Origin of the sequence: Lysinibacillus sp. FSL K6-0232, assembly GCF_038008325.1 — a bacterium.
Taxonomy (GTDB): Bacteria; Bacillota; Bacilli; order Bacillales_A; family Planococcaceae; genus Lysinibacillus.
The window spans coordinates 2,249,269-2,271,752 of sequence record NZ_JBBOYW010000001.1; the positions used below are offsets into that span (position 1 = coordinate 2,249,269).

Sequence of the window (22,484 nt, forward strand, 5' to 3'; positions counted from 1 at the left end):
CTGTCGCCAACTTATCCAGAAAAGAATAAATATTATTCCTGCCCCTATAGAATCTGTAAGCATCCAAAGTATCGCAAGCATTAGAAAAATCACCATCGGAAGAATCGTCAGCTTGAAATCATCTATTTCTTTCATACACTCACTCTTCTTTCTTTATAGATATTTTGTTTCCCTTAGGAAAAATATATGCTGAAAGTTAAAATAATTCAACCCTTTTATAAAAATTTCTTTTTAAAAATTTTTTTCTAGATAGAAATCCTGCGTTCTATCCGTCACTTTTTACGGGCTATCCATCAATTTGGGGCTTCTATCTGTCATTTTAATCACACTATCCACCAACTACACACCCTGCACAAAAGACAATTGCAGTTTCTATCCATTTCCTGCAAACTATTAATAGAATCAGTAAGAAAGGATGTGGCTTCCAAATGAAAAAACTTCTAAGTATCTTATTTTTTATGCTGCTTGTAGGCAGTGTGAGCAATGTACAGGCTGCGGGCTTTAAAGATGTATCAGTAGATCATTATGCATATGAGGCGATTTTATGGGCAGAGGAGTACGATATTGTGAATGGTTTTACAGATGGCACATTTAAGCCAAATGCAACCATTACAGAGCAGCAATTGGCCAAGCTACTCGCTAATTTTTATGAGCTGGAATCACCAATGGAGGAGCTAAACAAGCAGACACCTGCTGCCATTTGGTCTGATGATGATTATGATCGGCTTGCTAGTTACGGAGTACCATTAAATGGTTATTTTGATAATCGTATTCGAGCGGCTACTGTTAAGCGTGGCGTTGTGGCACAGGCAATTGCCCATCTAGCTAGTGGAAAAAAAGACTTAAATCAATCCATTCAATTTTTACTCGACTATTATATTTCTTCAGGGCAAAATCCGAAGTATGAGGATCGAAATTTACAGAAGTTTTATGGTGTCGCAAATAATATAACGCGTGCACAAGTAGTGACAATGCTCTATCGTATGGATGAACGCAATTTTTATGCCATCTCAGACGATGCACAGGCCATTCATGATAATGCTAACCAACTCGCATTAAATACCCGTGCCAAAAATGCACAAAATCAGCTTGATCCATCTATGCAGCTCACAACACCTAGCCAAAGCGCTTGGGAGGGAATTTATACCTATTACTATAAATGGGGTAAGGGCGCAAATGATTTTAACCGCCGTGATGCTATGATTACTAACGCTACGAATAAGAGCTTTACGATTTCATTAACAGCAAATGATGGGAACGCTTCAGGCAATGTTCAGGGAACGGCTACCGTTACAAGCAGCCATAAAGCGTTAATGAATACATCCACAAATGGCAATCGCTGTGTCATCGAGTTTGAACGTTTATCCAATAATGCGCTAAAAGTAACGGAGATTGATTGCCGTGCAGAGCGCAATGAAGGCACAAATTATTCAGGCACACTAAAAAAACAATAATGATAAAACCGCATGAAATCAGATGGAAAAGCTTTGATTTCATGCGGTCTATTTTATTTTAAGCTTGATAGTGCTTTTTTGCTAGTGCAATAAAATCTTGAAGGGCTGGCTTCATCTGCTTATCTCTATGCCAAGCAATATCTGTATAAATTGGCGCTAACATAAAGGAAAATGGACATTCTATTAATTCGCCATTTTGTAATTCTTTTGCTACAACCATTTTAGGTAAATAGGTGATGCCTAGCCCTGCTATGACGCATTGCTTAATGGCTTCAATACTAGCAAATTCAATTATTTGCTGTGACATAGCTTGCTCCTGCTGTAAATAGGTTTCTAAATGATTTCGATACGAGCAGCCTGCTTCCGTTAACAGCAGCGTTTCCTCGGATAATGCTTGTCTTTTATAGCTAGATGCACATACAAAAACAAGCTGTTCTTCCGTTAAACGCTCCCGCTGTAGCATAGCGGTTTCTTGGTAAGCATCTGTAATAAAAGCAATATCTAATGCACCTGCTTGTAATAATTCCTTGGCAATTTCAGTTGTATGGACAGGCTTAAAAATAATTTTCACCTGTGGATAGGCTTGCTGAAATTGCTGTAAAATACTAGGGAAACGATAGACGCATTGGCTTTCCTGTGCGCCCACCTTTAATACCATTTGCTCCTGCTCATTACGCAGTGCCTTTTTCATCGTATGCTCTAGTGCTATCATTTTTTGAGCATACTGCTGTAGATGCCTGCCTTCCTCTGTTAGTACGATACGTTTGCCTAGTCGTTCGAAAAGCATAGCACCTAGCTCCTGTTCCAATGCTTTGATTTGAGCGGTTATGCTTGATTGAGCATAGTCTAGACGCTGGGCTGTTTGTGTAAAGCTTAGAGTTTTAGCAGCGATTAAAAATGTTTGGAGCTGTTTCATATCCATTGCTTCCACTCCTTTATTCAATTTTTTCGATACATTTCATCAAAACATTCATCTTTATTGATAATAAAATTCAGTTTACACTAGGAGTAACTTAAAAGAAAGAGGCGAATCTATATGAATATTACTGCATTTATTGGCAGCTCCAGAGCACATGGCAATAGCGAGCAATTAACAAATATTGTACTAGAGGGCATTGCCCATAAAAAAATATACGTAAAGGACTTACATATTGAGCCTATCCACGATTTACGCCATGATGCTAATGGCTTTCAATTGATCGAAGATGATTATGACCAAGTAATAGAGGCACTATTAACAAGCGATGTTGTAGTATTTGCTACACCTATCTATTGGTATAGTATGTCTGGTATTATGAAAAATATGGTAGACCGCTTTAGTCAGGCAATTCGTGATGAACGTTTTCCAGAGCTAAAGGAAAAGCTCACAACAACGGAAGCCATCGTTCTTGCTGTTGGTGGCGATCATCCTACCGTCAAAGGTTTACCAATGATTCAGCAATTCCAATATATCTTTGATTTTATTAAAATGCCATTTACATTTTATATTATTGGAGAAGGTAATAAACCAGGTGATATTACTAGCGATAAACAAGCACTGGCACAGGCTGCTATTTTAAATCGCCAACTAAAAGCACGCATTTAATCACCTCCAGCTAAAAACGACCTTCCAGCTTTCGAGCTAGTAGGTCGTTTGTATTACGCTTTATTCGAAAAATTTAGCTCTTGTGGCGGCTCCCCTTTTTTATTCATGAGGCGCATACGAATCGGTTCAATTTTTAACGTTACCATTTCATCCCGATTGCCCACTAATAGGCTTGTGAAAAATTCAGCTACTTTATTTTTTAAACCTTCTTCCTCTACTTCTGTTAGCTTGCCCTCTATTTCCACATACGTATCGCCAAAGCCTCCATTGTCATAGCCATATAAAATATGGACATATGGATTTTTACGCAGCTCTGCCATTTTCTCAGAGTGCTGATTGGTCACAGTGTATAATACAAAATCCTTATGTTGAAATGTCATATAACGGGAATGTGGTTTGCCATTTTCCACTGTTGCCATTGTGCCTATTTTTTCACGATTTAAAATCGCTAAAATTTCCTCACGTACAGAAGTCATATTCTCTCATCCTTTCCTTGATATTTTTAGTGTGTCCTCCTCTAACAATACTCAATCGTTTTTTTTGAAAAATGTGAAATGACAATTTTCGGGCATATAAGCAATGTCCTGCTATAATACGTTGTTGGACAACAAGAATTTTCGTATAAATGAGGGGTACATAATGAAACAGGCTTTTTTATCACGCTGTATATTTTTTATAACAGGAATTTTCGTTTTATCATTTGGCATTACATTAACGATTAAAGGACAGCTTTTCGGTGTTGGCTCTTGGGATGTATTACATATTGGCTTAACAAAAACAATCGGATTAACCATTGGTACTTGGTCTATTGTATTAGGGCTGGCTATTTTAGCCTTTGATATGCTGGTTACAAAAAAGTTACCACTGCCAGGCACGTTTATTGATATGTTTTTAGCAGGTATTTTTATTGATGTATTTAACTACTGGCTACCTGATATCGAGGGCTTTTGGATGCAGCTTGTTGCCTATGTCATTGGACTATTTTTATTAGGCTGGGGCTGTGGGATGTATATGGTGGCGAACTTAGGCATTGGTCCTCGCGATACGTTAATGTTAATGCTGGTGCATAAGCTAGGCTGGAGTGTCACGCGCGCCCGTACAACAATGGAGGTCACGGTTGCGATTGTTGGTGTTTTACTCGGTGGGCCGCTTGGTATTGGTACAGTATTAATGGCTTTTGGGCTTGGGCCAATTGTTCAATTTGCAATTGCTTTTAATGAAAAATTATTATGGCGATGGACGGGTGTCAAAACTGCCATCGTATCCTAAAGACAATGCGCTTTTTGCATTGTCTTTTTTTATACAGTTGCATTATATAGTTCAACTGTATATAATAAAACTATATAGTTGGACTGTATAAGAGGTGATACGGTGAAAAAACATAAATTACTGCCTTTGTCGGAAACGATGCATTATATTTTACTTGCCTTACGTGAACCATTGCACGGCTATGCATTGATGCAAAAGATTGAGGAACTAAGTGATGGTAATGTTAGAATTGCGGCGGGGACGATGTATGGTGCCATTGAAAATTTATTAAAATATCAATGGATTACACCTGTTGCAACAGAGGATACAAGGCGCAAAGTTTATCAAATTACTGCGGAAGGCTTAGCTATTTTAGCCGCTGAGCAGCAACGATTACAGCATATTTTAGCTGTCTATGAAAGGGTGGATGGACATGAGGAAATTTAACATCTTTTTTGATCTCGATAAGGAGGAACACTGGCTCAACGAGATGGCAGCAAAAGGATGGCTTTGTACAAAGGTAGGTTCAGGCGGCTTTTATACATTCCAGCAAGCAAGCGATGCCGACCACATTATTCGCATTGATTGTCAGCAGGGTTTAAAAAAGGAAGCGCGAGCCGATTATAAGCAGCTTTATGAGGATTTTGGCTGGCATTTATTAAAGGAAAAATCGTATGATGGCTCCTATTATTGGATAAAACCAAAAGATGGCAATGATGAGCTATTTTCCGATAGCGAATCGCAAATAGCAAAATATAAACGTTTAATGCGGTATGCAAGCAATTGGATCGTGATTTTTTTTGTATGGTTCATGTTTTTATACCCCAATGAAGGTATCTTTTTTCATATTAAACATGCTTATTTAACACCAGGGCTATGGGAGAAGGAAGGTGCTGCATTCCTTTCTGCCTTTTTATTTGAAACACCCTTTGCCTTGATGCGTATGTTGCCACCATGGATTTTATTGATTGCAGCTTGTTTTTATATGATGGCATATTACCGCTACCGTAAGGCACTCAAAAACATGGATACTTACTAGCAAAAAGCGCGAGCTATCATTAGCATGCTCGCGCTTTTTTATAGCTAGGCTTCTGGCTCACCTGTATTTTGACCTGTTGCCTCGATCACTTCTGGTGTATCGTCCATTGTATCATCTTCCTGTACGTTTTCAGCAGGCGGTGGTGTAATTGTCACCAATGTGTAATCATCCTCCTGTAAAATTTCAAATGGCAGCTGATGACGAATATCGCCTACATAAAGCGAAGTCCCAATAGCAATATTTGTTACATCAATATCAATCGTTTCAGGAATCTCTGTTGGCTTCACTTTAATGCGTACCTCACGATTTGGCTGGAGCAATAATCCACCAGCAGCAACGCCAGCAGCATCTCCAATCGGAACCACCGGCACATCTACCTCTAGCTCCTCAGCCATATTAATGGATTTAAAATCAACATGTTTGACATTGCCCTTTAATGCACAGCGCTGCACCTCTGTTAATACAGCGTTGACAGGCTTGCCCTCCAGCTCTAACTGAAACACGCCATTACTGCCATATGCAGCGAGCATTTTGGCAAATGTACGTGCATCTAAAGAAATAGCTGTTGAGGTCATTTGAAAGCCGTAGATCACACCGGGAATAGCTCCATTTTGTCTGAGCTGTGTTAAAGATGATTGTCGTCCCCTTTGACGTTTATGCACTGTTAAAACCATTGTCATTAAATATTTCCCCTTTCATAGAAACAAGTCTTATAAAAGGTTTTGCCTGTTCTTGTTCTTTTTATACCTATGAGAAAAAAGCACTTCCTTTGCCCATTATCTAGAACAAAAGAAATGCCTACTGTTTAATATTGTGTAACCTTCACATGTAACAATCCATATAATTCCTGTAATGTTTGAATTTCATAATGTGGTGTAATCGCACTGGTATTTTCTAGATGATGGATATTAAACCAACACGTATCAATGCCTGCTTGTAAGCCTCCTTTAATATCGGATGTTAGCGAATCTCCAATAATAAGCGTTTGCTCTTTTTGGAAATCCTCAATGCGCTCAAATACATAGTCGAAAAAGGCTGGCATTGGCTTTTGATAGCCTGTTTGCTCTGATACAAAAATACCTTTAAAATATGGTGCTAAATTGGCATCTGTTAGTCGCTTATTTTGTGTAGTTGTGATGCCATTTGAAACTACATATAAATCGTAATGCTCTGCTAACTGCGTAATCACCTCATAAGCTCCCTCTACATATGGATGTGCCTGCTGCAAGTATTGTTGAAAAACTGCCTCAAGGTGTGCACCATCGACCTCAAAGCCAAATTCTTGTAACGCAATCGCAAAACGTGTATTATGTAGCGCACTTTTTGTAATCTCCCCACGCTCAAACGCTCGCCACATAGCTTCATTAATTTCCTTATACCGTGCAATCATCTCTGGTGTAGCGGGTATATTTTCCTGCTGAAACACTTGAGCAAGTGCCGCATTCTCCGCTACATCAAAATCCAATAATGTATCATCTACATCAAATAATAATGTTTTGTACATTGTCATCGTTATTCCTACTTTCTTCAAGGCATTGTGACTATTTACTCTATTTATCATAACGTTTTTTTAGAAAAATAACAGTAAAATGACCTATCATATTCTTTGATATTGTAGAATGAAATGAATCCAAAAGAATACTTTATAAAAAACAGTATGAAAATCTAGTTATCCTTATAAGCACTGAGCCTATCACACTTTATCAAGAATAAAACAAACCCATTTACTACTTATGTGTTAGCTTGGATACAATGCATTATCCTTGAACAGTGAAAAACAAAAATACTTACTGTCAAATTAGCATAGCTTATGTTAAGAAATGCTAGTATGAAATTTTACTATAGAGTACAATTATAAGATAAGTTTACTGGAAAACAAGGATAAATAATACTATAGCTAAATGGAGGTACGCCTTGAAGAAAAATGAAATACTACTTTTACTAACTGACCGTTGGTGTGATTGGGAAGCAAGCTATGCTATAGCTGTTGCTCACTCCTTTTCAGACTATAATGTTATAACAATTGGGATTGATACTATAGACAAAGTATCAATGGGTGGCATTAAAGCCAAAGTTGATTTCAGCATAAACGACTATAGCAATTTTGATAACCTTGCTTTGGTTATCATGACTGGTGGTCTTTCATGGGAAGAAAATGATTATGATGAAATAGCAGACTTTGTCAAAAAAGTTAGGAGCTATAAAATACCTGTTTCAGCAATTTGCGGTGCAACTTACTTTTTGTGCAAACATGGATTCCTCAATGATATAAAACATACGGGCGATTCTTTAGAACTGTTTCAAGGTGTAAAAGGATATGTGGGAGAAAGGCATTATATACCAGCTCAAGTAGTTTATGATAAAGGATTTATGACAGCCAATGAAACTGCAGCGGTTGAATTTGCCTATGAAATTTTCAAAATCCTAAAAGTTGACAGCGAAGAGGAAATGGAACAATGGTTCGACAATTTCCAGAATGGAGCAATTCGCTAAATTGAAACTATGTATCGTTAGCCATTACACATCGGTTCTTTAAAAGATGATAAGTAATATGTGAAAAATGATATTCCATTAGAGGACGCAATCGTTTTTATACCCGCTTAGCGAATAAAAATATGAACCCTAAGGGCTCATAGTATATTATATGAATATCAATGCTCATGCTTCCATTGATCGTGTTAAGGGTGAAATAGTTAGCATGACAGCTTAAGATCTTACTACTTTTGAAACGTGCAGGTGAAGATGCTCGATTTAAAAAGATACGCAGAAATTTATTGTAAAAAAATAAGCAAACGCCATTTTGTAAGCTTAGTCAAAATGGCGTTTGCTATTGTTTAAATGCGAGCAGAGCCGCTTGTAAATTGAGCATCCTGATAATACATATTTTTTACCAGCACATTGGGACCAAGGCATTTCACGGCTGGACAATGGCAATTAAGGGATTTAGCTAAATCCGTTGCCATCCATTTATCAAAAATAGCTGGTAATGTATCATGGACAATATTGCCTAATGCTGGTGTATCACCAAAATCTGTTACGATAACATCGCCTGTAAAAATATTGACGTTTAAGCGTGAACGACCATCTGGATCATTACGCATTGTGACATTTTTCGCTGTGCGTAGCCGCTGTAATAATTGTTGATCTTCTTTATTCGGACTACATGGATAGAAGGGCAGCGTACCAAAAAGCATCCATGTCTGTTCCTCTCGAATATCTAACAGATGATGAATGGCTTTACGTGTTTCCTCTAATGTTAAAGAAGTAAGAGCACTGGCAAAATCAGATGGGTACATGGGATGCACCTCATGCCTCGCACATTTCATTTCATGAATAATTTGATGATGAATATGTGCCAAATAAGGCAATGTTTTTTTATTGAGCATTGTTTCAGCAGATACCATCACGCCATGCTCAGCTAGCATTTTAGCGTTATCAATCATGCGTTGGAATAAAGCTGCACGTTGGTCATATGTTGGCTTGCGCTCCATCATTGCAAAGCCTGTTTCTACAAATTCATCAATTGTTCCCCAGTTATGAGAAATATGTAATACATCTAAATACGGGGCAATTTGTAAATAGCGTGCTGGCTCCAATGTTAAGTTGGAATTAATTTGTGTTCGTACACCTCGTTCATGTGCATATTTTAACAGTGGCAATACATAGTTTTGCACAGATTTTTTACTTAGCATTGGTTCGCCACCTGTAATACTAATTGTTTTTAAATGGGGAATTTCCTCTAAGCGCTGTAAAATTAAGTCGATTGGCAATGCTTCAGGGTCTTTATGTTGTAATGTATAGCCAACTGCACAGTGTGCACAGCGCATATTGCACAGTGTTGTTGTGGTAAACTCAATATTTGAGAGCGTCATATGTCCATGCTGTTCAACATCTAAATAAGCCTCCCATGGATCAAAGACAGGTGTAATTTTTTGTAAGGTTGTCATCTTTCGTACATCTTCCTTTCTAGCATTCTATTCTCTCATATTCGCCGATAATTTTAAATATGAATTGTAAGAATGGGCTATTTTAGGGATAGATGAATATTTTTTGACTTATAAAGATAAAAGGCTGAGAGGGATAGTTATTCATAAACTATTTAAACAAGCCCTCTCTGTTGGCTATTTTTTTGATAAAAGATAAAAGGTATCACTAAAAATAACGCATAGGCAAAAGACATCCATACAGTAAAGGCAATCACCTGTGCCTCGCTAAATGTTGGAAAAACGATCTGATGATATGATAAAGAAAATGTATCTAACACTAAACCAATCACAGTACCACTTATTCCAAACTTTATGGCTGCATGGCTTGTTGTATCAAAGAGTACATACAAATATGTCACACCGTATAATAAAACAGCCGTTCCCACTAATAATAAAAAAATACTTAGGATAAACTTATTTGTCATTGGACTAAAGAGTATATACACGCCAAAAAATCTAAAGAATAATGTAGCAAATAACCATATTAAAACACTCCACATCGCTGTGAATAAATAGCCCTTCATTCATTGTCCCCCTTTACTAAGCACATGAACTAATTGCTCCAATTCCTTATATGTTTTTTCAACAGGAAAATCCTTCTGTAATAATGCTTGTAATGCCAATCCATCAACCATCGCATTCAATAAAATACCCCACGTTTCAAGTGACACGTCCTCTATTGGCGAAGCTGTCCATAGACTGGATAAATTCTCTGTTAAAGCCTCATTTTCTGCCCTTATAATTTCACCAAGCTTGCCCCTTATTTTGTCATTGTTAAAGCTGGATGTAACGAGTAGAAAAAATAATTGGTGAAAATATGAATCGTAGGAGCAACGACTTTTAGCGGATGCAATGGCTTGCTCTATCGCCTGTTCTCTACTTTGTGATAGTTCTTGCCAACTTGTATCACAAATATCCTGTACAATATCCAATAACAGTTGTTCCTTCGTTTTAAAATGATAATAGATTGTGCCCTGTGTTACACCTGCTGCTTCGGCTACTGCCTTTAACGTAAATTTGTCGATACCTTTCTCCACCAAACAGTCCCTTGCATATTTAATCAGCTGCTCTTTACTAATGCCATTTGGTTTTGCCATTTTATCACCACCTTTTAGTTAGTCAAATAACTAACTTTATTTTAACAATTAACAATTATGATTTCAATTAGTTCTTTGCACTCAAAAAGCCGTATTCATCCAACAGAATACGGCTTTACATAATTATAGCAATTCCTTTGCTAAAAACTTATAGCAATCTAAACGACTTTCTAATGTATATTGGTTACAGTTGAGCATCACTTCATCAAAGCCATAGTGCTCTTGTTCAGCGCTTAAAAATGCTGCAATATCTTTTGGTGTACCAACAAGATTGGCTTTACGATTATGTTCAATTGTTAATTTATCCATTTCTGATAATGGATAATCTTTCGCTTCTTCTGGTGATATCGTTTGAATAATTTGCCCCTTCATGAGCTGTAAACGAGAAATATCAATAGGTTTTGCCAAATATTCCGCTTCCTCTAGCGTGGGTGCAACCGTTGCCGCATAGGTCACAATAATTTGAGGCTTTTCCATATAATAAGAAGGTGTAAAGTGAGCTTTATACGTATCAAAAATATCCTTGGACATATTGCCTGTGAAAAATTGTGCATAGGAATACCCTACGCCAAGCTGTCCTGCCTGCATCGCACTTTGACCGCTTGAACCGAGCAGCCAAGCCTCTGGTAATGGCACGTTGACAGGTGCTGCCACGACCTGATCATAGACATGTTCGCCTGTTTTTTGATTATTCATTAGCTTTAAAATAATTTCCAGCTTATCATATTGCTCCGTAAAACGTTGCCTTCTACCCTCTGCTAATGCATAAATAGAGGCAGGGTCACCGCCTGGTGCTCGCCCCACGCCAAAGTCAATACGATTTGGAGCTAGTCCAACTAATGTTTTAAAAACCTCCGCAATTTTATACGGTGAATAATGCATCATCATTACGCCACCTGTGCCGATACGAAGACGTTTCGTTTTCGCAGCTAAAAAAGCAGCGGTCACTTCGGGAGCTGAGCTTGCCAGCGACTGACTATTATGGTGCTCTGCGAGCCACATACGATGGTAGCCAAGCTCTTCACCTAATAGCGCCAATTGCTCTGTGCGTTGGAAAGCTTCCTCTGCTGAATGACCTTTTGGTATTGGCATTTGATCTAAAATACTTAACTTCATTCAAAACATCCTCTCTATCTGTATGCTCCCCCCTTTACTGTAATATAAGTTGCATTATTTACAAAGCAAAAAACCTTACTCATAAGCTAACTGCTTCATTTCCCATGTTTGATAAACTAGACCTACTAGCCTTTGCTTTTGTGCTACACTTAACACCGTATCATTAAATTTCAGCCCTTGTAGTGAAAATTGCTTTGTTTGATCATTCACTACAAATTGTAAAATGGCATGTCCTTTTTCACCTTGAAACGTAATATCGCCTGATAATTCTACAACATGCTCCCCCGTTTTCGCTTCATAATAACGCCAATAAGGCTCAAAAAAGGCATAGTTAAAAGCATTGCGTACCGTAACATCTGAAAAATTTTCTAAATAGCCCTCTTTGACCATATCAATATATGCATGATTGGTTATATCTTTTTGGGCATTAAAAACATACCCCACAAGCACGCCCATAAATACTACACAAAGAAATACACGGATATGATTGCCTAAACTCATATGACTCACGTCCCCTTTATAGCAAAACACTGTTAGCTCCATCATACATTAAAATGCATGCTTAAAGTAGAAAATATTTGATTATTATAGATATTTTACGTATTCACTAAAAATACGATGTGCTTTTTTACTTAAAACTTATTTATGACCATTCTATTATGATGGAAAAATACATATGCCTATTTTTTAGCATTGCACTGTGGCAGACTAAAGCGTACGCTATCTTTTTTTCAATACGATTAACTTTTTTCGCCCCTTTGTACGTCTAGTACATGTATACAATTTGACAATGTAAAAAAGGAGCTTCTTTGGACATGAAAACAAGAAATGCATTTCAACATGAAGAGGTGTTTGTCCAATTTATTCGCGAACAAAAAGAGCGATTTTATTTGCTCGCCTATAGCTATACCAAAAATGAACAGGACGCACTCGATGTTGTACAGGATAGTATTCAAAAAGCCATGCTGTCATTAGATCGCCTTGAGCATGTTGCTTATATGAAAAGCTGGTTTTATAAAATCGTTGTCCGTACAGCGATTGATTTTTTACGCAAGCATAAACGCCTACAAGTAACCGATGACGATACATTGCATTATTTAACACCTGCCCAAGAAGATGTTTATGAAAATATCGACTTAGAGCATGCATTGGACGAGCTTCCGCAAATGTATCGGGAGGTTGTGATTCTTCATTATTTTGAGGATTTAAAGCTCGCAGACGTTGCGAACATTCTTGATATTAAGTTGAGCACTGCGAAGTCACGCCTTTATAAAGCATTAAAACTATTGAAAATACAATTGGAAGACGTGAAGGGAGAAAATACACATGGATAAAAAATTACAGGATGTCGAAAAACAATATACAAACATCCCGATTCCAAAGGAGCTGGATATGGTTGTTGAAGATGCGTTAAAACAAGGGCGCAAAAAACGAAAAAAGCGTGCACCACAATGGCTGCTCGGTACAGCAGCTGCCGCAATCTTGTTTACTGCTAGCTTAAATGTGAGCCCTGCAATGGCACGAACATTGTCAGAAATCCCTGTTGTTGGCAATGTTGTGAAAGTATTAACATGGACAGAATATAAGGTGACAGAAGACCGTTATGATGCCGATATTCAAGTGCCTTCTATTGAGAACTTAGAAAATCAAGAGCTTTCCTCTACATTAAATGAAAAATATCGCGCGCAAGGAAAAGCTTTGTATGATGCGTTTATTGCTGAAGTGGGTGATTTAAAGGCGAATGGTGGTGGTCACTTAGGTGTGGAGAGCGGCTTTGAAATCAAGACAGATAATGAGCAAATTTTATCCATTGGTCGCTATGTGGTCAACACAGTTGCCTCCTCTTCCACTGTTATGCAGTACGATACAATTGATAAAGAACATGAAATTTTAATTACCTTACCAATGCTTTTTAAAGATGAGCAGTATATTGATATTATTAGTGACAATATTAAAGAACAAATGCGTGCACAGATGGCAGCATCCAACCAAGAAAAAATCTATTGGGTAAAAGGTGCTGGTCTTCCAGATGAAGAACTTATAGAGGAATTTACAGCGATTCAACCAGATCAGCAGTTTTATATTTCTGATAAGGGCAAGCTAATGATCTCCTTCGATAAATACGAAGTCGCACCAGGCTATATGGGCGTTGTCGAGTTTGAAATTCCAACAGCTATCCTTAAAGACAGCCTTGTTAGTACAAAATATATTCATTAATACTGTATAAAGAAGACGCCTGCTATAACGGAGGCGTCTTTTTTTTGCTTATAAAGCTAGTGTTTTTTGTCTAAGCTAATATGTATCAATCAATGTTAGAGGGTTTTCATTATGAAAAGTGTAGGATCAATCGGTATTTTACATGTGATCTTCTTATCAATGACTGTTATTGGCTTAAAAAACCATGTAACTATTCTTCCACCGCTATTAGATACGGCAAAAAGAGATGGCTGGATATCTGTGCTCTTTGCTGCGACTGTTCTTTTCTTTTGGTTATTTCTTTTAGTATATATTCAGACAAAAACAAAGCAGGAACCAATTCGAGATTGGTTAAATCAAAAAATTGGTAAAGTTAGTGCGACGATTGTTATTTATATAATTGTTATTTACTTAATGGTTATTACAGCCTTTACAATGGTCGAAACATTGCAATGGGTAAACACAACCTTTTTACCGCAAACACCTGTTATTATTTTGCTGTTTATTTATACAATCCTTTGTGTTTTGCTTGTTACAACAAGTCTACAAACGATGGTCATTTTAAATGTATTTGTACTTTTTGGTGTTGTTGTTTTTGGCTTTTTTGTTGCCTTTACTAATCTACAAGTAAAAGATTATGATTTATTGCGCCCATTTTTTGAACATGGGCTACACCCTGTGATAAAAGGCATGATATTCCCAGCATCAGGATTTATTGAGCTATTTATACTATTATTTTTACAACATCAGTTTAAAGAGCGTATTCGTTGGTATCATTTTGCCATTATGCTCTTTATTCTTACAGGGCTTACATTAGGTCCACTTATTGGAGCTATTACAGAATTTGGTCCAACAGAAGCATCCAAGCAGCGCTACCCTGCCTATGAAGAATGGGGATTGGTTACACTTGGACGTTATATTGAACATCTGGACTTTTTCTCGATTTATCAATGGCTAACAGGAACTTTTATTCGTGTTAGTTTCTTGCTCTATATTGTGGCAGATTTATTGAAAATAACAGGGGACCCTAAGCGTATATGGAAAATGCTTGCGCCGCCCTTCTTTATTATTTGTTTGCCATTAATTATGTTAAATGAAAATTTATTTTTAAAGGTAAAAGGGAACTATATTTTAACGACCACCTTTATTTTTTTCTTTGCTCTTTCTATTTTTTTCGTAATTCTTGCTTCCTTGTCGGATAAATCTTCTCAAAAGGGGAAAACTGAAAATCAAGACATGGAAAGCGGTGAGTCATAATGCCTCAGCAAGAGCAGGCGCTAAAGCTGAAAACGTTAAAACAATTATTTCAAAAATCAGCAGATATTCACTTTCAGGAATATACCTTTCATCAACAGAAGGTACATTTTATTACTTGTGATGCAATGATCGATCAGCAAATGCTGAATGAAGTGATTATTCAACGTATTCAATATTTCTATGATCATTTCGAAGAGATACCCTTTGAGGAAAACATTACACGTCATTTGCATATACCAAATATCCAAAAAATACAGGATAAGGAACAGCTTATTACATTAGTCTATAACGGCTCGTTATTGCTCTATTTTGATAGGGAGCAGCTATTATATGCCTGCGATATTGCGAAAAAGCCAAATCGTCAGCCTGAAGAAACACGTATGGAAGTGATTGTGAAAGGGCCTAGAGATAATTTTATTGAAGATATTCGTGTCAATATCGCATTACTACGCAAGCGATTGCCGACCAATTCTTTTTGCGTGGAAAAAATGGATATTGGCAAGCGCTCTAAAACAACAGTCGCCATTCTTTATTTTGATGATATTGTGGATATGACGATTTTACATGGGATTAAGAAGCAATTAGCAGCGATTGATACAGATATTGTTTTTAGTGGCGATTTACTAATGGAGCGTGTCAATAAAAATTCCAAGCTCTTTCCAAAGTTTGATTATACAGGACGACCCGATTATGCAGTACAAGCATTAGCAAGAGGACGGTTTGTTATTTTTGTGGATGGTGTCGCCTATGCGGTGATTACACCTGTTAATTTATTTTTATTACTTAAATCCGCTGAGGATAATGAATATCCTATTATTTTTAGCTCCCTTGAACGATTATTAAGGATTGTTGGTATTCTGATTGGCTTATTGCTCCCTGCTTTTTGGCTTGCCTTGACGACCTATCATCAAAACCAATTACCATTACAGCTACTGGCAACGGTTGTACAAGCAAAGGCTGGGCTACCACTTCCTTCTTCATTGGAGATGCTATTGATGCTGCTTATGTTTGAATTATTTCGTGAGGCAGGTTTACGTCTTCCTTCTGTTATTGGTGGAACCATTAGTGTTGTGGGTGGATTAATTATAGGGGATGCAGCAATTCGTGCAGGTGTAACAAGCCCTGAAATGATTGTTGTTATCGCTATTTCTACAATTGCCTCCTTTACATTAGTTAATCAATCCCTTGTGACCTCCATTAGCATATTGCGCGTTGGCTTTATTTTTGCAAGTGCCTTTTTAGGACTATTTGGCTTTTTTGTTTCCATATACCTAACATTTTTATACTTGTGTAATATTCGAATTTACGGTTACTCTTACATGAACCTAGGAACGGATTTAAACTGGGCTACTCTTAAGAAATCCATTTTCCGACTATCACCTAAAGGTTACTCAGAGCGTAATAAAGCACTTGCCCCTCAAGATTTTACAAGAACCTCTAAAATTCCTAATCGTAAAGAGCAATAAAACCAATAGTATCCCTCAAAAATTGGAAGGGATGCTATTGGTTTATTCTAATGGATTATACTTTAAACCTTTGTACTTCCTCCTGTAGCTCCTGTGCATTTTCACTTAAGGTTGTTGCGACATGTGTGACCTCATTCATCGTGGCAGACTGCTCCTCCATCGCTGCTGCCACTGTATCAATATTGCTGGAAATTGTTCGCGCTCCTGTGGCAATTTCTGCTACTGAGGCAGATACTTGCTCAGCGCTTGCTGATAGCTCCTCTGCTGTTGCCGATACCTCTTGAATTTGATGGGTCATATCACCCACTGCCCCCACAATTGTTTCAAACGACTCGCCAGCCTTTGTAATAACAACGACCCCGTCCTGCACTGATACTAACGAGCTTGCCATCGCACGCTCCACATTTTCAGTATCCTGCTGAATTTCCGTTGTCAGCGCTGTAATGCTATTGGCGGATGTTTTCGATTCCTCTGCCAGCTTGCGCACCTCATCTGCCACGACCGCAAAGCCTTTCCCATGCTCTCCTGCACGTGCTGCCTCAATCGCTGCATTTAACGCTAATAAATTGGTTTGCTCTGTAATCTCTGTAATCACCTTTGTGATATTGCCAATTTCCTCTGTTTGCTTTGCCAGCTTTTGCACCAGCTCATTGACCGTAGAGGCAGACTCATTAATCACACCCATTTGCTTTTGGGCATCCGCAATAATGGCTGTCCCATTTGTCGCAGTATCACTGGCATGTAGGGAGGAGCTATGCAGCACTTGGGACGCCTCCGCAATACGCTGAATGCCCTGTGCGGTTTCCTCCATCGCAATAGCACTTTCATGCGCTGCACCTGTAGCAGCCTGTGAATTTTCGGCTGTTTCCGCTGCCTGCTTGGTCACATCCTCTGTTGTGGCAGTCATTTCCTCTGCGCTCGCGGACAGCTCCTCCGCAGACGTACTTAATCGCTCCGCATTGGATTGGATATGGGTAATTAAATCGCGTAAATTCCCCTTCATATTGTTAAAGATTGTGCCTAATTTGCCAAGCTCATCCTTAGAGGCAATCGTAATATCCTCCTGCGATAAATCACCATCCCCAATCACAGCTGCACCCGCCATAAGGCTTTGTAGTGGCTTTGTAATAGCACGACGCACAAAAAAGATTAACCCTATACCAATTACTATACTAACAACTAAAATAATGATAGAGATAGTGCGTGCATTCATAATAGCCGAGAATGTAGACTCCTCAATCTCCTCCATTTGTGCCATTTGATATTCTTCCATCTTTGCGGCTATATCAAATGACTGTAGATTAATCGTTGAAATCGTTGTATTTAGGATGGATGTCGCTTGCTCAATATCATCATTATCAATAGCTGCTAATAGTTTTGGCATTTCCGTCTTAAATTGGTTATTGGATTCATTGACTTGTGCCCACCACTCCTTCATTTCCTTCGACTTCACATAATCCCCTAACGTAGCAATCGTCTTCTCCAGTCCCTTTTCCGCGTTTAATAGTTGTTCTTCATTGCTAGTGGATGGATTTAAAATCATTGCACGAATAAACACTTCTTGTGTGGCAATCCCAAAGCGTATTTCCTCTATTAGAAGAAGTTGCTTTAAACGAGAATTCATTGCTTCTTTTGTGCGTTTATCAATAGTATTCAAGTTAAAAATATTACTCCCTATAGAAACAGCAAGTAAAAAAATAAAAATTAAAAACGATATATTTAGTTTTTTGCCTACGCTCATAATAGCCACCCTTTTGTTGTATAGTATAGTTTGTCATCGTTATTGATATGTAACATAACACTATTAGTACTGATAGTATGTATTCTAATGCAGCTATGCTTGATTTTTGGTGGCACATCTGTCAAATGCCACTTGAATGGAACCTCGAATAAGTATCACTATTCGAAGTTCTATTCAACAGCTAGAACAGGGATATTTACAAACCTCTTACTAAATATTTTCCCCATTCTCTCATGGCTATTTTTTCTCCTGCTTCAGCTGCTCGTTTTAGCCAGTATTCACCCTCCTTCACATTTTGCTCCATATTTTCACCTTTAATCATATAAATACCTAATAATCTCATAGCAACAAGCTCATTTAATTCCTCAGCGGCTAGACGAATCCATTTGATGCCCTCTGCTACATTTCGCTCTAAACTATCACCATGTACTAAACGGTAGCCTAAAATTCTTGTTGCTACTCCATCTCGACGGTCAACTGCTAAACGCAGCCATCGTTCGCCTTCTAGTGGGTTTTTGCTTAATACTTCACCATCCAGTAAACGAACAGCTATATCAACCATTGCCCATAAGTTGCCAAGCTCCGCAGACCTACGTAGCCATCTTTCACCTTCCACTGTATTTTGCGGTAGACCGATACCTGTTAAAAAGCTATAGGCTAATTCATTCATAGCGCCTGTATCTCCTAAATCAGCGGCTGCCGTTAGCCACTTTAAGCCTTCCTGTGTCTTGTTCTTTTCCTTTTCTTCAATAAAATCAATGACATTTGATTGCTGCTCAGAAGATGTCAATTCCTCTACAGCATCTGTCCTTTGCTCGAAAGCTGCCACCTCTTCTGCTACATCTATGTTTTGCTCGGAAAATACCTGCTCCTCCTCTGACATATTTGTTTTCTTTTCCTCTTGCTCAAACCCTAGTGATTTTGAAATTTGATTGAATAATGAGAATTTTTTCTTTTTATCATGATCTTCACTCATCATTAAGCCCTCCAGTCTGCTTTCGCTTTATAATAGCTTGGTATACTAAAAATAGTAATAAAAATATAATATTTTTGCAAAAATTTAAGATTGATAAGCTAAGCATTCTATAGCTACATACCATACTTTCTTCCTAATACAAATGATTCATAACTACAATTACTAAGACAAAATTACCTATATTAAAATAGTTTTATCATATATCAAGATGCAAAGTTTTTATTATGCTTTTCATACCTTTTTATCACGCATTTTAAACCACTAGAAAAAAGCATTCCCTCAACACAATGTGAGAGAATGCTTTTTTTATGTTAGCTCTACAAAATCTTTGGATATAGATGATTCTTTGCGAAATTGAATATGATGAAGTTTGGCAAAGATACCATTTTGTGCAACAAGCTCATCGTATGTGCCATCTTCTTCAATCCCATTCGGTGTTACTACTAGCACACGATCTGCATTGCGAATTGTTGCCAATCGGTGTGCAATGACAAGCGTTGTACGGTTTTCCGCTAGCTCTGTTAAGGATTGCTGAATAATCATTTCTGTTTCAGTATCTAATGCAGAGGTTGCTTCATCTAAAATTAAAATAGGCGGATTTTTCAGGAACATACGGGCTATCGCTAGTCGTTGCTTCTGACCACCTGATAATTTTAAGCCACGTTCACCAATTTGCGTATCATAGCCATCTGGTAGCTCTGCAATAAATGCCTCTAAATGAGCCTTTTGCGCTGCCTCTCGAATTTCTTCTTCACTTGCACCAAGCTTACCATATGCAATATTTTCACGAATCGTTCCTGTAAATAAAAAGACATCCTGCTGCACAATACCAATTTGAGCGCGTAATGAAGCCTGTGTCATATTACGTATATCAATACCATCAATCGTAATGGCGCCTTTTGTCACCTCATAAAATCTCGGAATTAACGAACAGATTGTCGTTTTACCCGCTCCTGAAGGCCCGACAAAGGCAATCGTTTGCCCAGCTCGAATATCAAAGGAAATACCCTGTAAAACTTGCTTCGACGTATCATAATTAAAATCTACTTGGTTAAATGAAATATTACCATCTAGATGCTTAATAGCCTTTGCATCCTCACGATCTTGAATTTCTGGCGCCTGCTCAATTAATTCACGGAAGCGCTTAAAGCCAGCCATCCCCTTTGGATAAAGCTCTAATAGGGCACTAATTTTATCAATTGGCTTAATGAGCACATTTGTATATAATACAAAGCTAACAAGCTCCCCATAAGAAAGCTTACCATTAAAGCTGAGCCACGCACCAACAACGAGCACCACTAATGTTAACAAACGCGTCATCATATAGATGCTGGAATGTGTACCTGCCATAATTTTATAGGCATATAATTTAGCGGCACGGAAAAAGCCGTTTTGCTCCTTAAAGCGCTCAATTTCAAATGCCTCATTTGTAAAGGATTTCACAACACGCGCGCCTGATACACTATCCTCCACGCGTCCATTGACATCCGCAATTTTGCCATACATCGTTTTCCAAGCCTTATTCATTTTGATATTGCTAAATGTCACAAGCCATGTTAAAAACGGCACCATAATTGCGGCAATCAATGCAAGTGTTGGATTAACATTAAACATAATCGCAAAAGCCCCAACAAAGGTCATAATGGCGATAAATAAATCTTCAGGTCCATGATGGGCAAACTCGCCTATATCAAATAAATCATTGGTAATACGACTCATAATATGACCTGTCTTTGTATTATCAAAGAAACGGAATGATTGCCTTTGCACATGTGTAAATAATTCCTGCCGCATATCTGTTTCAATATTAATCCCTAGTTTATGCCCTAAATAGTTGACAATAAAGTTCAAGAATGTACTAATAGCATAAACAAGCAGCAATAATATACTGACTTTAACGATCATATTCCAATCACCTGTCGGCAGCAGGTCATCGATAAACCATTGAACAGCTAATGGAAATGCAAGCTCTAAAATTGCAACAATAATGGCACTTGAAAAATCAATAATAAATAATCGCTTATGTGGCTTGTAGTAGGAAAAAAACTTTCTATACATGCTTGTCCTCCTTCTTGTTGTAAAATTTTCGCCTGTTGTTAATAGTATCACTTCTACAAGTGTAACGGAAAAATATTTTTTCGCCATAACTGTATATTTTTATTTACATACGCTTTGTGACATGCTATTATCTAAGTAAGAATTGAATAGCTTTTGACTTTATTGTCAAGGGGGAGTAGCTAGCAGATGCGAGCGAAGCATCTGGTTTCACATTCGTCATTACATGGTATACTACCATCGGGTGTGATAGCATTTTTTTATTAGATTACAGCATTTTGATCTAATAAAACTTACATTGCTTAGCAAGACCTTTGCCTATTTTTTAGGCAGGGGTCTTTTTCTTTTGCTTAAAATAGGAAAAATAGGGTAAAAGCAAACCATTCATTTCTGTTCATTGATTAAAGGAGGAACAATTTTGGAAGCAATTTTATTAGAATACGCATGGGTACTTGTCGTATTAATCGTACTAGAAGGTTTGTTGGCAGCCGATAATGCTGTTGTAATGGCTGTTATGGTTAAGCATTTGCCAAAAGCCCAACAACAAAAAGCATTATTATATGGCTTAGCCGGGGCATTTATTTTCCGCTTTATTGCCTTATTCTTAATTACAACACTTGTAAACTTTTGGCAAATCCAAGCGATTGGTGCAATTTATCTATTATTTATATCCATTAAGCATATTTATGAATCATGGAAAGCATCATCCGATGATTCAGAGGAGCTAAAGGAGCCTAAAAAGCAATCTGGCTTTTGGATGACAGTTGTGAAGGTTGAGCTTGCTGATATCGCATTTGCGGTGGATTCCATTTTAGCAGCAGTAGCGATTGCTGTAACACTTCCACATATCGGTGATTTTGATATTGGCGGCATTAACGCAGGTCCATTTGCCGTTATGTTCTTGGGTGGTATTATCGGTGTTATTATGATGCGATTTGCCGCTCGTTGGTTTGTCACTGTTCTTGAAAGATTCCCTTCTCTTGAAACAGCTGCTTTCCTGATTGTTGGTTGGGTTGGTGTGAAATTAGCAGTATTAACATTAGGACATGAAAAATTAGAAATTATTCCACATGAGTTTCCACATTCTACATTGTGGAAATCTATCTTCTGGATTGTCTTAATCGCTATCGCACTTGGTGGCTACTTAATCGGTCTTAAAAATCAGAAAAAACAAGCATAATGTCGAAAAAAATCGCCTCAACAACAGTTGAAGCGATTTTTTCTTTTTGCCAGAAAATGCACAAATCTTCTAATTGAGAACGAATATC

General features: G+C 37.8%; 23 protein-coding genes. 11 read left to right on the forward strand and 12 right to left on the reverse strand.

Going from position 1 to position 22,484, the window contains the following annotated elements; genetic code table 11:
• Window positions 1–428 precede the first annotated feature (428 nt).
• Window positions 429–1,454, forward strand: coding sequence for an S-layer homology domain-containing protein (locus MHB42_RS10960; RefSeq protein WP_340806137.1), 1,026 nt, complete (start codon window positions 429–431; stop codon window positions 1,452–1,454).
• A 58-nt stretch (window positions 1,455–1,512) separates the two neighbouring features.
• On the opposite strand, the gene MHB42_RS10965 is transcribed toward MHB42_RS10960, so the two are convergent.
• The gene (locus MHB42_RS10965) at window positions 1,513–2,376 is read right to left on the reverse strand and encodes a LysR family transcriptional regulator (RefSeq protein WP_340806138.1); all 864 of its coding nucleotides are present in this window, start codon (window positions 2,374–2,376) and stop codon (window positions 1,513–1,515) included.
• 114 nt (window positions 2,377–2,490) lie between these two features.
• On the opposite strand from MHB42_RS10965, the gene MHB42_RS10970 reads away from it, so the two are divergent.
• The gene (locus MHB42_RS10970; protein ID WP_340806139.1) at window positions 2,491–3,039 is read left to right on the forward strand and encodes a flavodoxin family protein; all 549 of its coding nucleotides are present in this window, start codon (window positions 2,491–2,493) and stop codon (window positions 3,037–3,039) included.
• A 53-nt stretch (window positions 3,040–3,092) separates the two neighbouring features.
• Here the strand turns inward: MHB42_RS10970 and MHB42_RS10975 are convergent, their stop codons facing one another.
• Window positions 3,093–3,515 (reverse strand): pyridoxamine 5'-phosphate oxidase family protein, encoded by a 423-nt coding sequence (locus tag MHB42_RS10975; RefSeq protein WP_340806141.1) that lies wholly within the window; start codon window positions 3,513–3,515, stop codon window positions 3,093–3,095.
• A gap of 163 nt (window positions 3,516–3,678) precedes the next feature.
• On the opposite strand from MHB42_RS10975, the gene MHB42_RS10980 reads away from it, so the two are divergent.
• From MHB42_RS10980 to MHB42_RS10990, 3 genes are all read left to right on the forward strand, one after another.
• Window positions 3,679–4,308, forward strand: a complete 630-nt coding sequence (locus tag MHB42_RS10980) for a YczE/YyaS/YitT family protein (protein WP_340806143.1) — start codon at window positions 3,679–3,681, stop codon at window positions 4,306–4,308.
• Window positions 4,309–4,446: 138 nt separating this feature from the next.
• Entirely contained in the window at window positions 4,447–4,734 is a 288-nt protein-coding gene (locus MHB42_RS10985; protein WP_340808579.1) for a PadR family transcriptional regulator, read from the forward strand.
• Window positions 4,721–5,326 carry a DUF2812 domain-containing protein gene (locus tag MHB42_RS10990; protein WP_340806144.1) on the forward strand — a complete coding sequence of 202 codons (606 nt, stop codon included), beginning with the start codon at window positions 4,721–4,723 and terminating at the stop codon, window positions 5,324–5,326. The genes MHB42_RS10985 and MHB42_RS10990 overlap by 14 nt, the downstream gene beginning before the upstream one ends.
• 44 nt (window positions 5,327–5,370) lie before the next feature.
• Here the strand turns inward: MHB42_RS10990 and MHB42_RS10995 are convergent, their stop codons facing one another.
• Both MHB42_RS10995 and MHB42_RS11000 read right to left on the reverse strand, forming a co-directional pair.
• On the reverse strand, window positions 5,371–6,006 hold the full coding sequence (locus MHB42_RS10995; protein ID WP_340806146.1) for a 50S ribosomal protein L25/general stress protein Ctc: 636 nt from the start codon (window positions 6,004–6,006) through the stop codon (window positions 5,371–5,373).
• Between the two features lie 125 nt (window positions 6,007–6,131).
• Entirely contained in the window at window positions 6,132–6,836 is a 705-nt protein-coding gene (locus MHB42_RS11000; protein WP_340806148.1) for a YjjG family noncanonical pyrimidine nucleotidase, read from the reverse strand.
• 404 nt (window positions 6,837–7,240) lie between these two features.
• Here MHB42_RS11000 and MHB42_RS11005 point away from each other — a divergent pair, with 404 nt between their 5' ends.
• On the forward strand, window positions 7,241–7,819 hold the full coding sequence (locus MHB42_RS11005) for a type 1 glutamine amidotransferase family protein (protein ID WP_340806150.1): 579 nt from the start codon (window positions 7,241–7,243) through the stop codon (window positions 7,817–7,819).
• A gap of 341 nt (window positions 7,820–8,160) precedes the next feature.
• Here the strand turns inward: MHB42_RS11005 and yfkAB are convergent, their stop codons facing one another.
• From yfkAB to MHB42_RS11030, 5 genes are all read right to left on the reverse strand, one after another.
• Entirely contained in the window at window positions 8,161–9,273 is a 1,113-nt protein-coding gene (yfkAB, locus tag MHB42_RS11010; protein WP_340806151.1) for a radical SAM/CxCxxxxC motif protein YfkAB, read from the reverse strand.
• A gap of 152 nt (window positions 9,274–9,425) precedes the next feature.
• Window positions 9,426–9,836, reverse strand: a complete 411-nt coding sequence (locus MHB42_RS11015; protein ID WP_340806152.1) for a DUF5367 family protein — start codon at window positions 9,834–9,836, stop codon at window positions 9,426–9,428.
• Window positions 9,837–10,409 carry a TetR/AcrR family transcriptional regulator gene (locus MHB42_RS11020; protein WP_340806153.1) on the reverse strand — a complete coding sequence of 191 codons (573 nt, stop codon included), beginning with the start codon at window positions 10,407–10,409 and terminating at the stop codon, window positions 9,837–9,839.
• A 123-nt stretch (window positions 10,410–10,532) separates the two neighbouring features.
• A complete protein-coding gene (locus MHB42_RS11025) occupies window positions 10,533–11,525 on the reverse strand; it encodes an LLM class flavin-dependent oxidoreductase (RefSeq protein ID WP_340806154.1) in 993 nt (330 codons plus the stop codon).
• A gap of 75 nt (window positions 11,526–11,600) precedes the next feature.
• A complete protein-coding gene (locus MHB42_RS11030) occupies window positions 11,601–12,026 on the reverse strand; it encodes a hypothetical protein (protein ID WP_340806155.1) in 426 nt (141 codons plus the stop codon).
• A gap of 314 nt (window positions 12,027–12,340) precedes the next feature.
• On the opposite strand from MHB42_RS11030, the gene MHB42_RS11035 reads away from it, so the two are divergent.
• The 4 genes from MHB42_RS11035 (at window position 12,341) to MHB42_RS11050 (ending at window position 16,444) form a co-directional block, all read left to right on the forward strand.
• Window positions 12,341–12,859 carry an RNA polymerase sigma factor gene (locus MHB42_RS11035; RefSeq protein WP_340806156.1) on the forward strand — a complete coding sequence of 173 codons (519 nt, stop codon included), beginning with the start codon at window positions 12,341–12,343 and terminating at the stop codon, window positions 12,857–12,859.
• Window positions 12,852–13,742 (forward strand): RsiV family protein, encoded by an 891-nt coding sequence (locus MHB42_RS11040; RefSeq protein ID WP_340806158.1) that lies wholly within the window; start codon window positions 12,852–12,854, stop codon window positions 13,740–13,742. Before MHB42_RS11035 ends, MHB42_RS11040 begins: the two co-directional genes overlap by 8 nt.
• A 111-nt stretch (window positions 13,743–13,853) precedes the next feature.
• On the forward strand, window positions 13,854–14,978 hold the full coding sequence (locus MHB42_RS11045) for an endospore germination permease (protein ID WP_340806159.1): 1,125 nt from the start codon (window positions 13,854–13,856) through the stop codon (window positions 14,976–14,978).
• A complete protein-coding gene (locus MHB42_RS11050; RefSeq protein WP_340806161.1) occupies window positions 14,978–16,444 on the forward strand; it encodes a spore germination protein in 1,467 nt (488 codons plus the stop codon). The genes MHB42_RS11045 and MHB42_RS11050 overlap by 1 nt, the downstream gene beginning before the upstream one ends.
• A gap of 55 nt (window positions 16,445–16,499) precedes the next feature.
• On the opposite strand, the gene MHB42_RS11055 is transcribed toward MHB42_RS11050, so the two are convergent.
• The 3 genes from MHB42_RS11055 to MHB42_RS11065 all read right to left on the reverse strand — a co-directional run bounded on the left by MHB42_RS11055 (window position 16,500) and on the right by MHB42_RS11065 (window position 21,219).
• Window positions 16,500–18,185, reverse strand: a complete 1,686-nt coding sequence (locus MHB42_RS11055) for a methyl-accepting chemotaxis protein (RefSeq protein ID WP_340806162.1) — start codon at window positions 18,183–18,185, stop codon at window positions 16,500–16,502.
• Window positions 18,186–18,381: 196 nt separating this feature from the next.
• Window positions 18,382–19,164: a tetratricopeptide repeat protein gene (locus MHB42_RS11060; protein ID WP_340806163.1), complete on the reverse strand. Its 783-nt coding sequence runs from the start codon at window positions 19,162–19,164 to the stop codon at window positions 18,382–18,384.
• A 303-nt stretch (window positions 19,165–19,467) separates the two neighbouring features.
• A complete protein-coding gene (locus tag MHB42_RS11065; protein ID WP_340806164.1) occupies window positions 19,468–21,219 on the reverse strand; it encodes an ABC transporter ATP-binding protein in 1,752 nt (583 codons plus the stop codon).
• 415 nt (window positions 21,220–21,634) lie between these two features.
• On the opposite strand from MHB42_RS11065, the gene MHB42_RS11070 reads away from it, so the two are divergent.
• Window positions 21,635–22,396, forward strand: a complete 762-nt coding sequence (locus MHB42_RS11070; protein ID WP_340806165.1) for a TerC family protein — start codon at window positions 21,635–21,637, stop codon at window positions 22,394–22,396.
• Window positions 22,397–22,484 lie beyond the last annotated feature (88 nt).

Excerpts from the sequence above, each read along its gene's own strand:
- MHB42_RS11055 (WP_340806162.1), bottom strand. The coding sequence starts at position 18,185 with ATGAGCGTAGGCAAAAAACTAAATATATCGTTTTTAATTTTTATTTTT.
- MHB42_RS11050 (WP_340806161.1), top strand. The coding sequence starts at position 14,978 with ATGCCTCAGCAAGAGCAGGCGCTAAAGCTGAAAACGTTAAAACAATTA.
- MHB42_RS11025 (WP_340806154.1), bottom strand. The coding sequence starts at position 11,525 with ATGAAGTTAAGTATTTTAGATCAAATGCCAATACCAAAAGGTCATTCA.
- MHB42_RS11040 (WP_340806158.1), top strand. The coding sequence starts at position 12,852 with ATGGATAAAAAATTACAGGATGTCGAAAAACAATATACAAACATCCCG.
- MHB42_RS10995 (WP_340806146.1), bottom strand. The coding sequence starts at position 6,006 with ATGACAATGGTTTTAACAGTGCATAAACGTCAAAGGGGACGACAATCA.
- MHB42_RS10990 (WP_340806144.1), top strand. The coding sequence starts at position 4,721 with ATGAGGAAATTTAACATCTTTTTTGATCTCGATAAGGAGGAACACTGG.
- MHB42_RS10965 (WP_340806138.1), bottom strand. The coding sequence starts at position 2,376 with ATGGATATGAAACAGCTCCAAACATTTTTAATCGCTGCTAAAACTCTA.
- MHB42_RS11030 (WP_340806155.1), bottom strand. The coding sequence starts at position 12,026 with ATGAGTTTAGGCAATCATATCCGTGTATTTCTTTGTGTAGTATTTATG.
- MHB42_RS10970 (WP_340806139.1), top strand. The coding sequence starts at position 2,491 with ATGAATATTACTGCATTTATTGGCAGCTCCAGAGCACATGGCAATAGC.
- MHB42_RS10960 (WP_340806137.1), top strand. The coding sequence starts at position 429 with ATGAAAAAACTTCTAAGTATCTTATTTTTTATGCTGCTTGTAGGCAGT.
- MHB42_RS10975 (WP_340806141.1), bottom strand. The coding sequence starts at position 3,515 with ATGACTTCTGTACGTGAGGAAATTTTAGCGATTTTAAATCGTGAAAAA.
- MHB42_RS11000 (WP_340806148.1), bottom strand. The coding sequence starts at position 6,836 with ATGACAATGTACAAAACATTATTATTTGATGTAGATGATACATTATTG.
- MHB42_RS11045 (WP_340806159.1), top strand. The coding sequence starts at position 13,854 with ATGAAAAGTGTAGGATCAATCGGTATTTTACATGTGATCTTCTTATCA.
- MHB42_RS10980 (WP_340806143.1), top strand. The coding sequence starts at position 3,679 with ATGAAACAGGCTTTTTTATCACGCTGTATATTTTTTATAACAGGAATT.
- MHB42_RS11020 (WP_340806153.1), bottom strand. The coding sequence starts at position 10,409 with ATGGCAAAACCAAATGGCATTAGTAAAGAGCAGCTGATTAAATATGCA.
- MHB42_RS11015 (WP_340806152.1), bottom strand. The coding sequence starts at position 9,836 with ATGAAGGGCTATTTATTCACAGCGATGTGGAGTGTTTTAATATGGTTA.
- yfkAB (WP_340806151.1), bottom strand. The coding sequence starts at position 9,273 with ATGACAACCTTACAAAAAATTACACCTGTCTTTGATCCATGGGAGGCT.
- MHB42_RS11035 (WP_340806156.1), top strand. The coding sequence starts at position 12,341 with ATGAAAACAAGAAATGCATTTCAACATGAAGAGGTGTTTGTCCAATTT.
- MHB42_RS11060 (WP_340806163.1), bottom strand. The coding sequence starts at position 19,164 with ATGATGAGTGAAGATCATGATAAAAAGAAAAAATTCTCATTATTCAAT.
- MHB42_RS10985 (WP_340808579.1), top strand. The coding sequence starts at position 4,447 with ATGCATTATATTTTACTTGCCTTACGTGAACCATTGCACGGCTATGCA.
- MHB42_RS11065 (WP_340806164.1), bottom strand. The coding sequence starts at position 21,219 with ATGTATAGAAAGTTTTTTTCCTACTACAAGCCACATAAGCGATTATTT.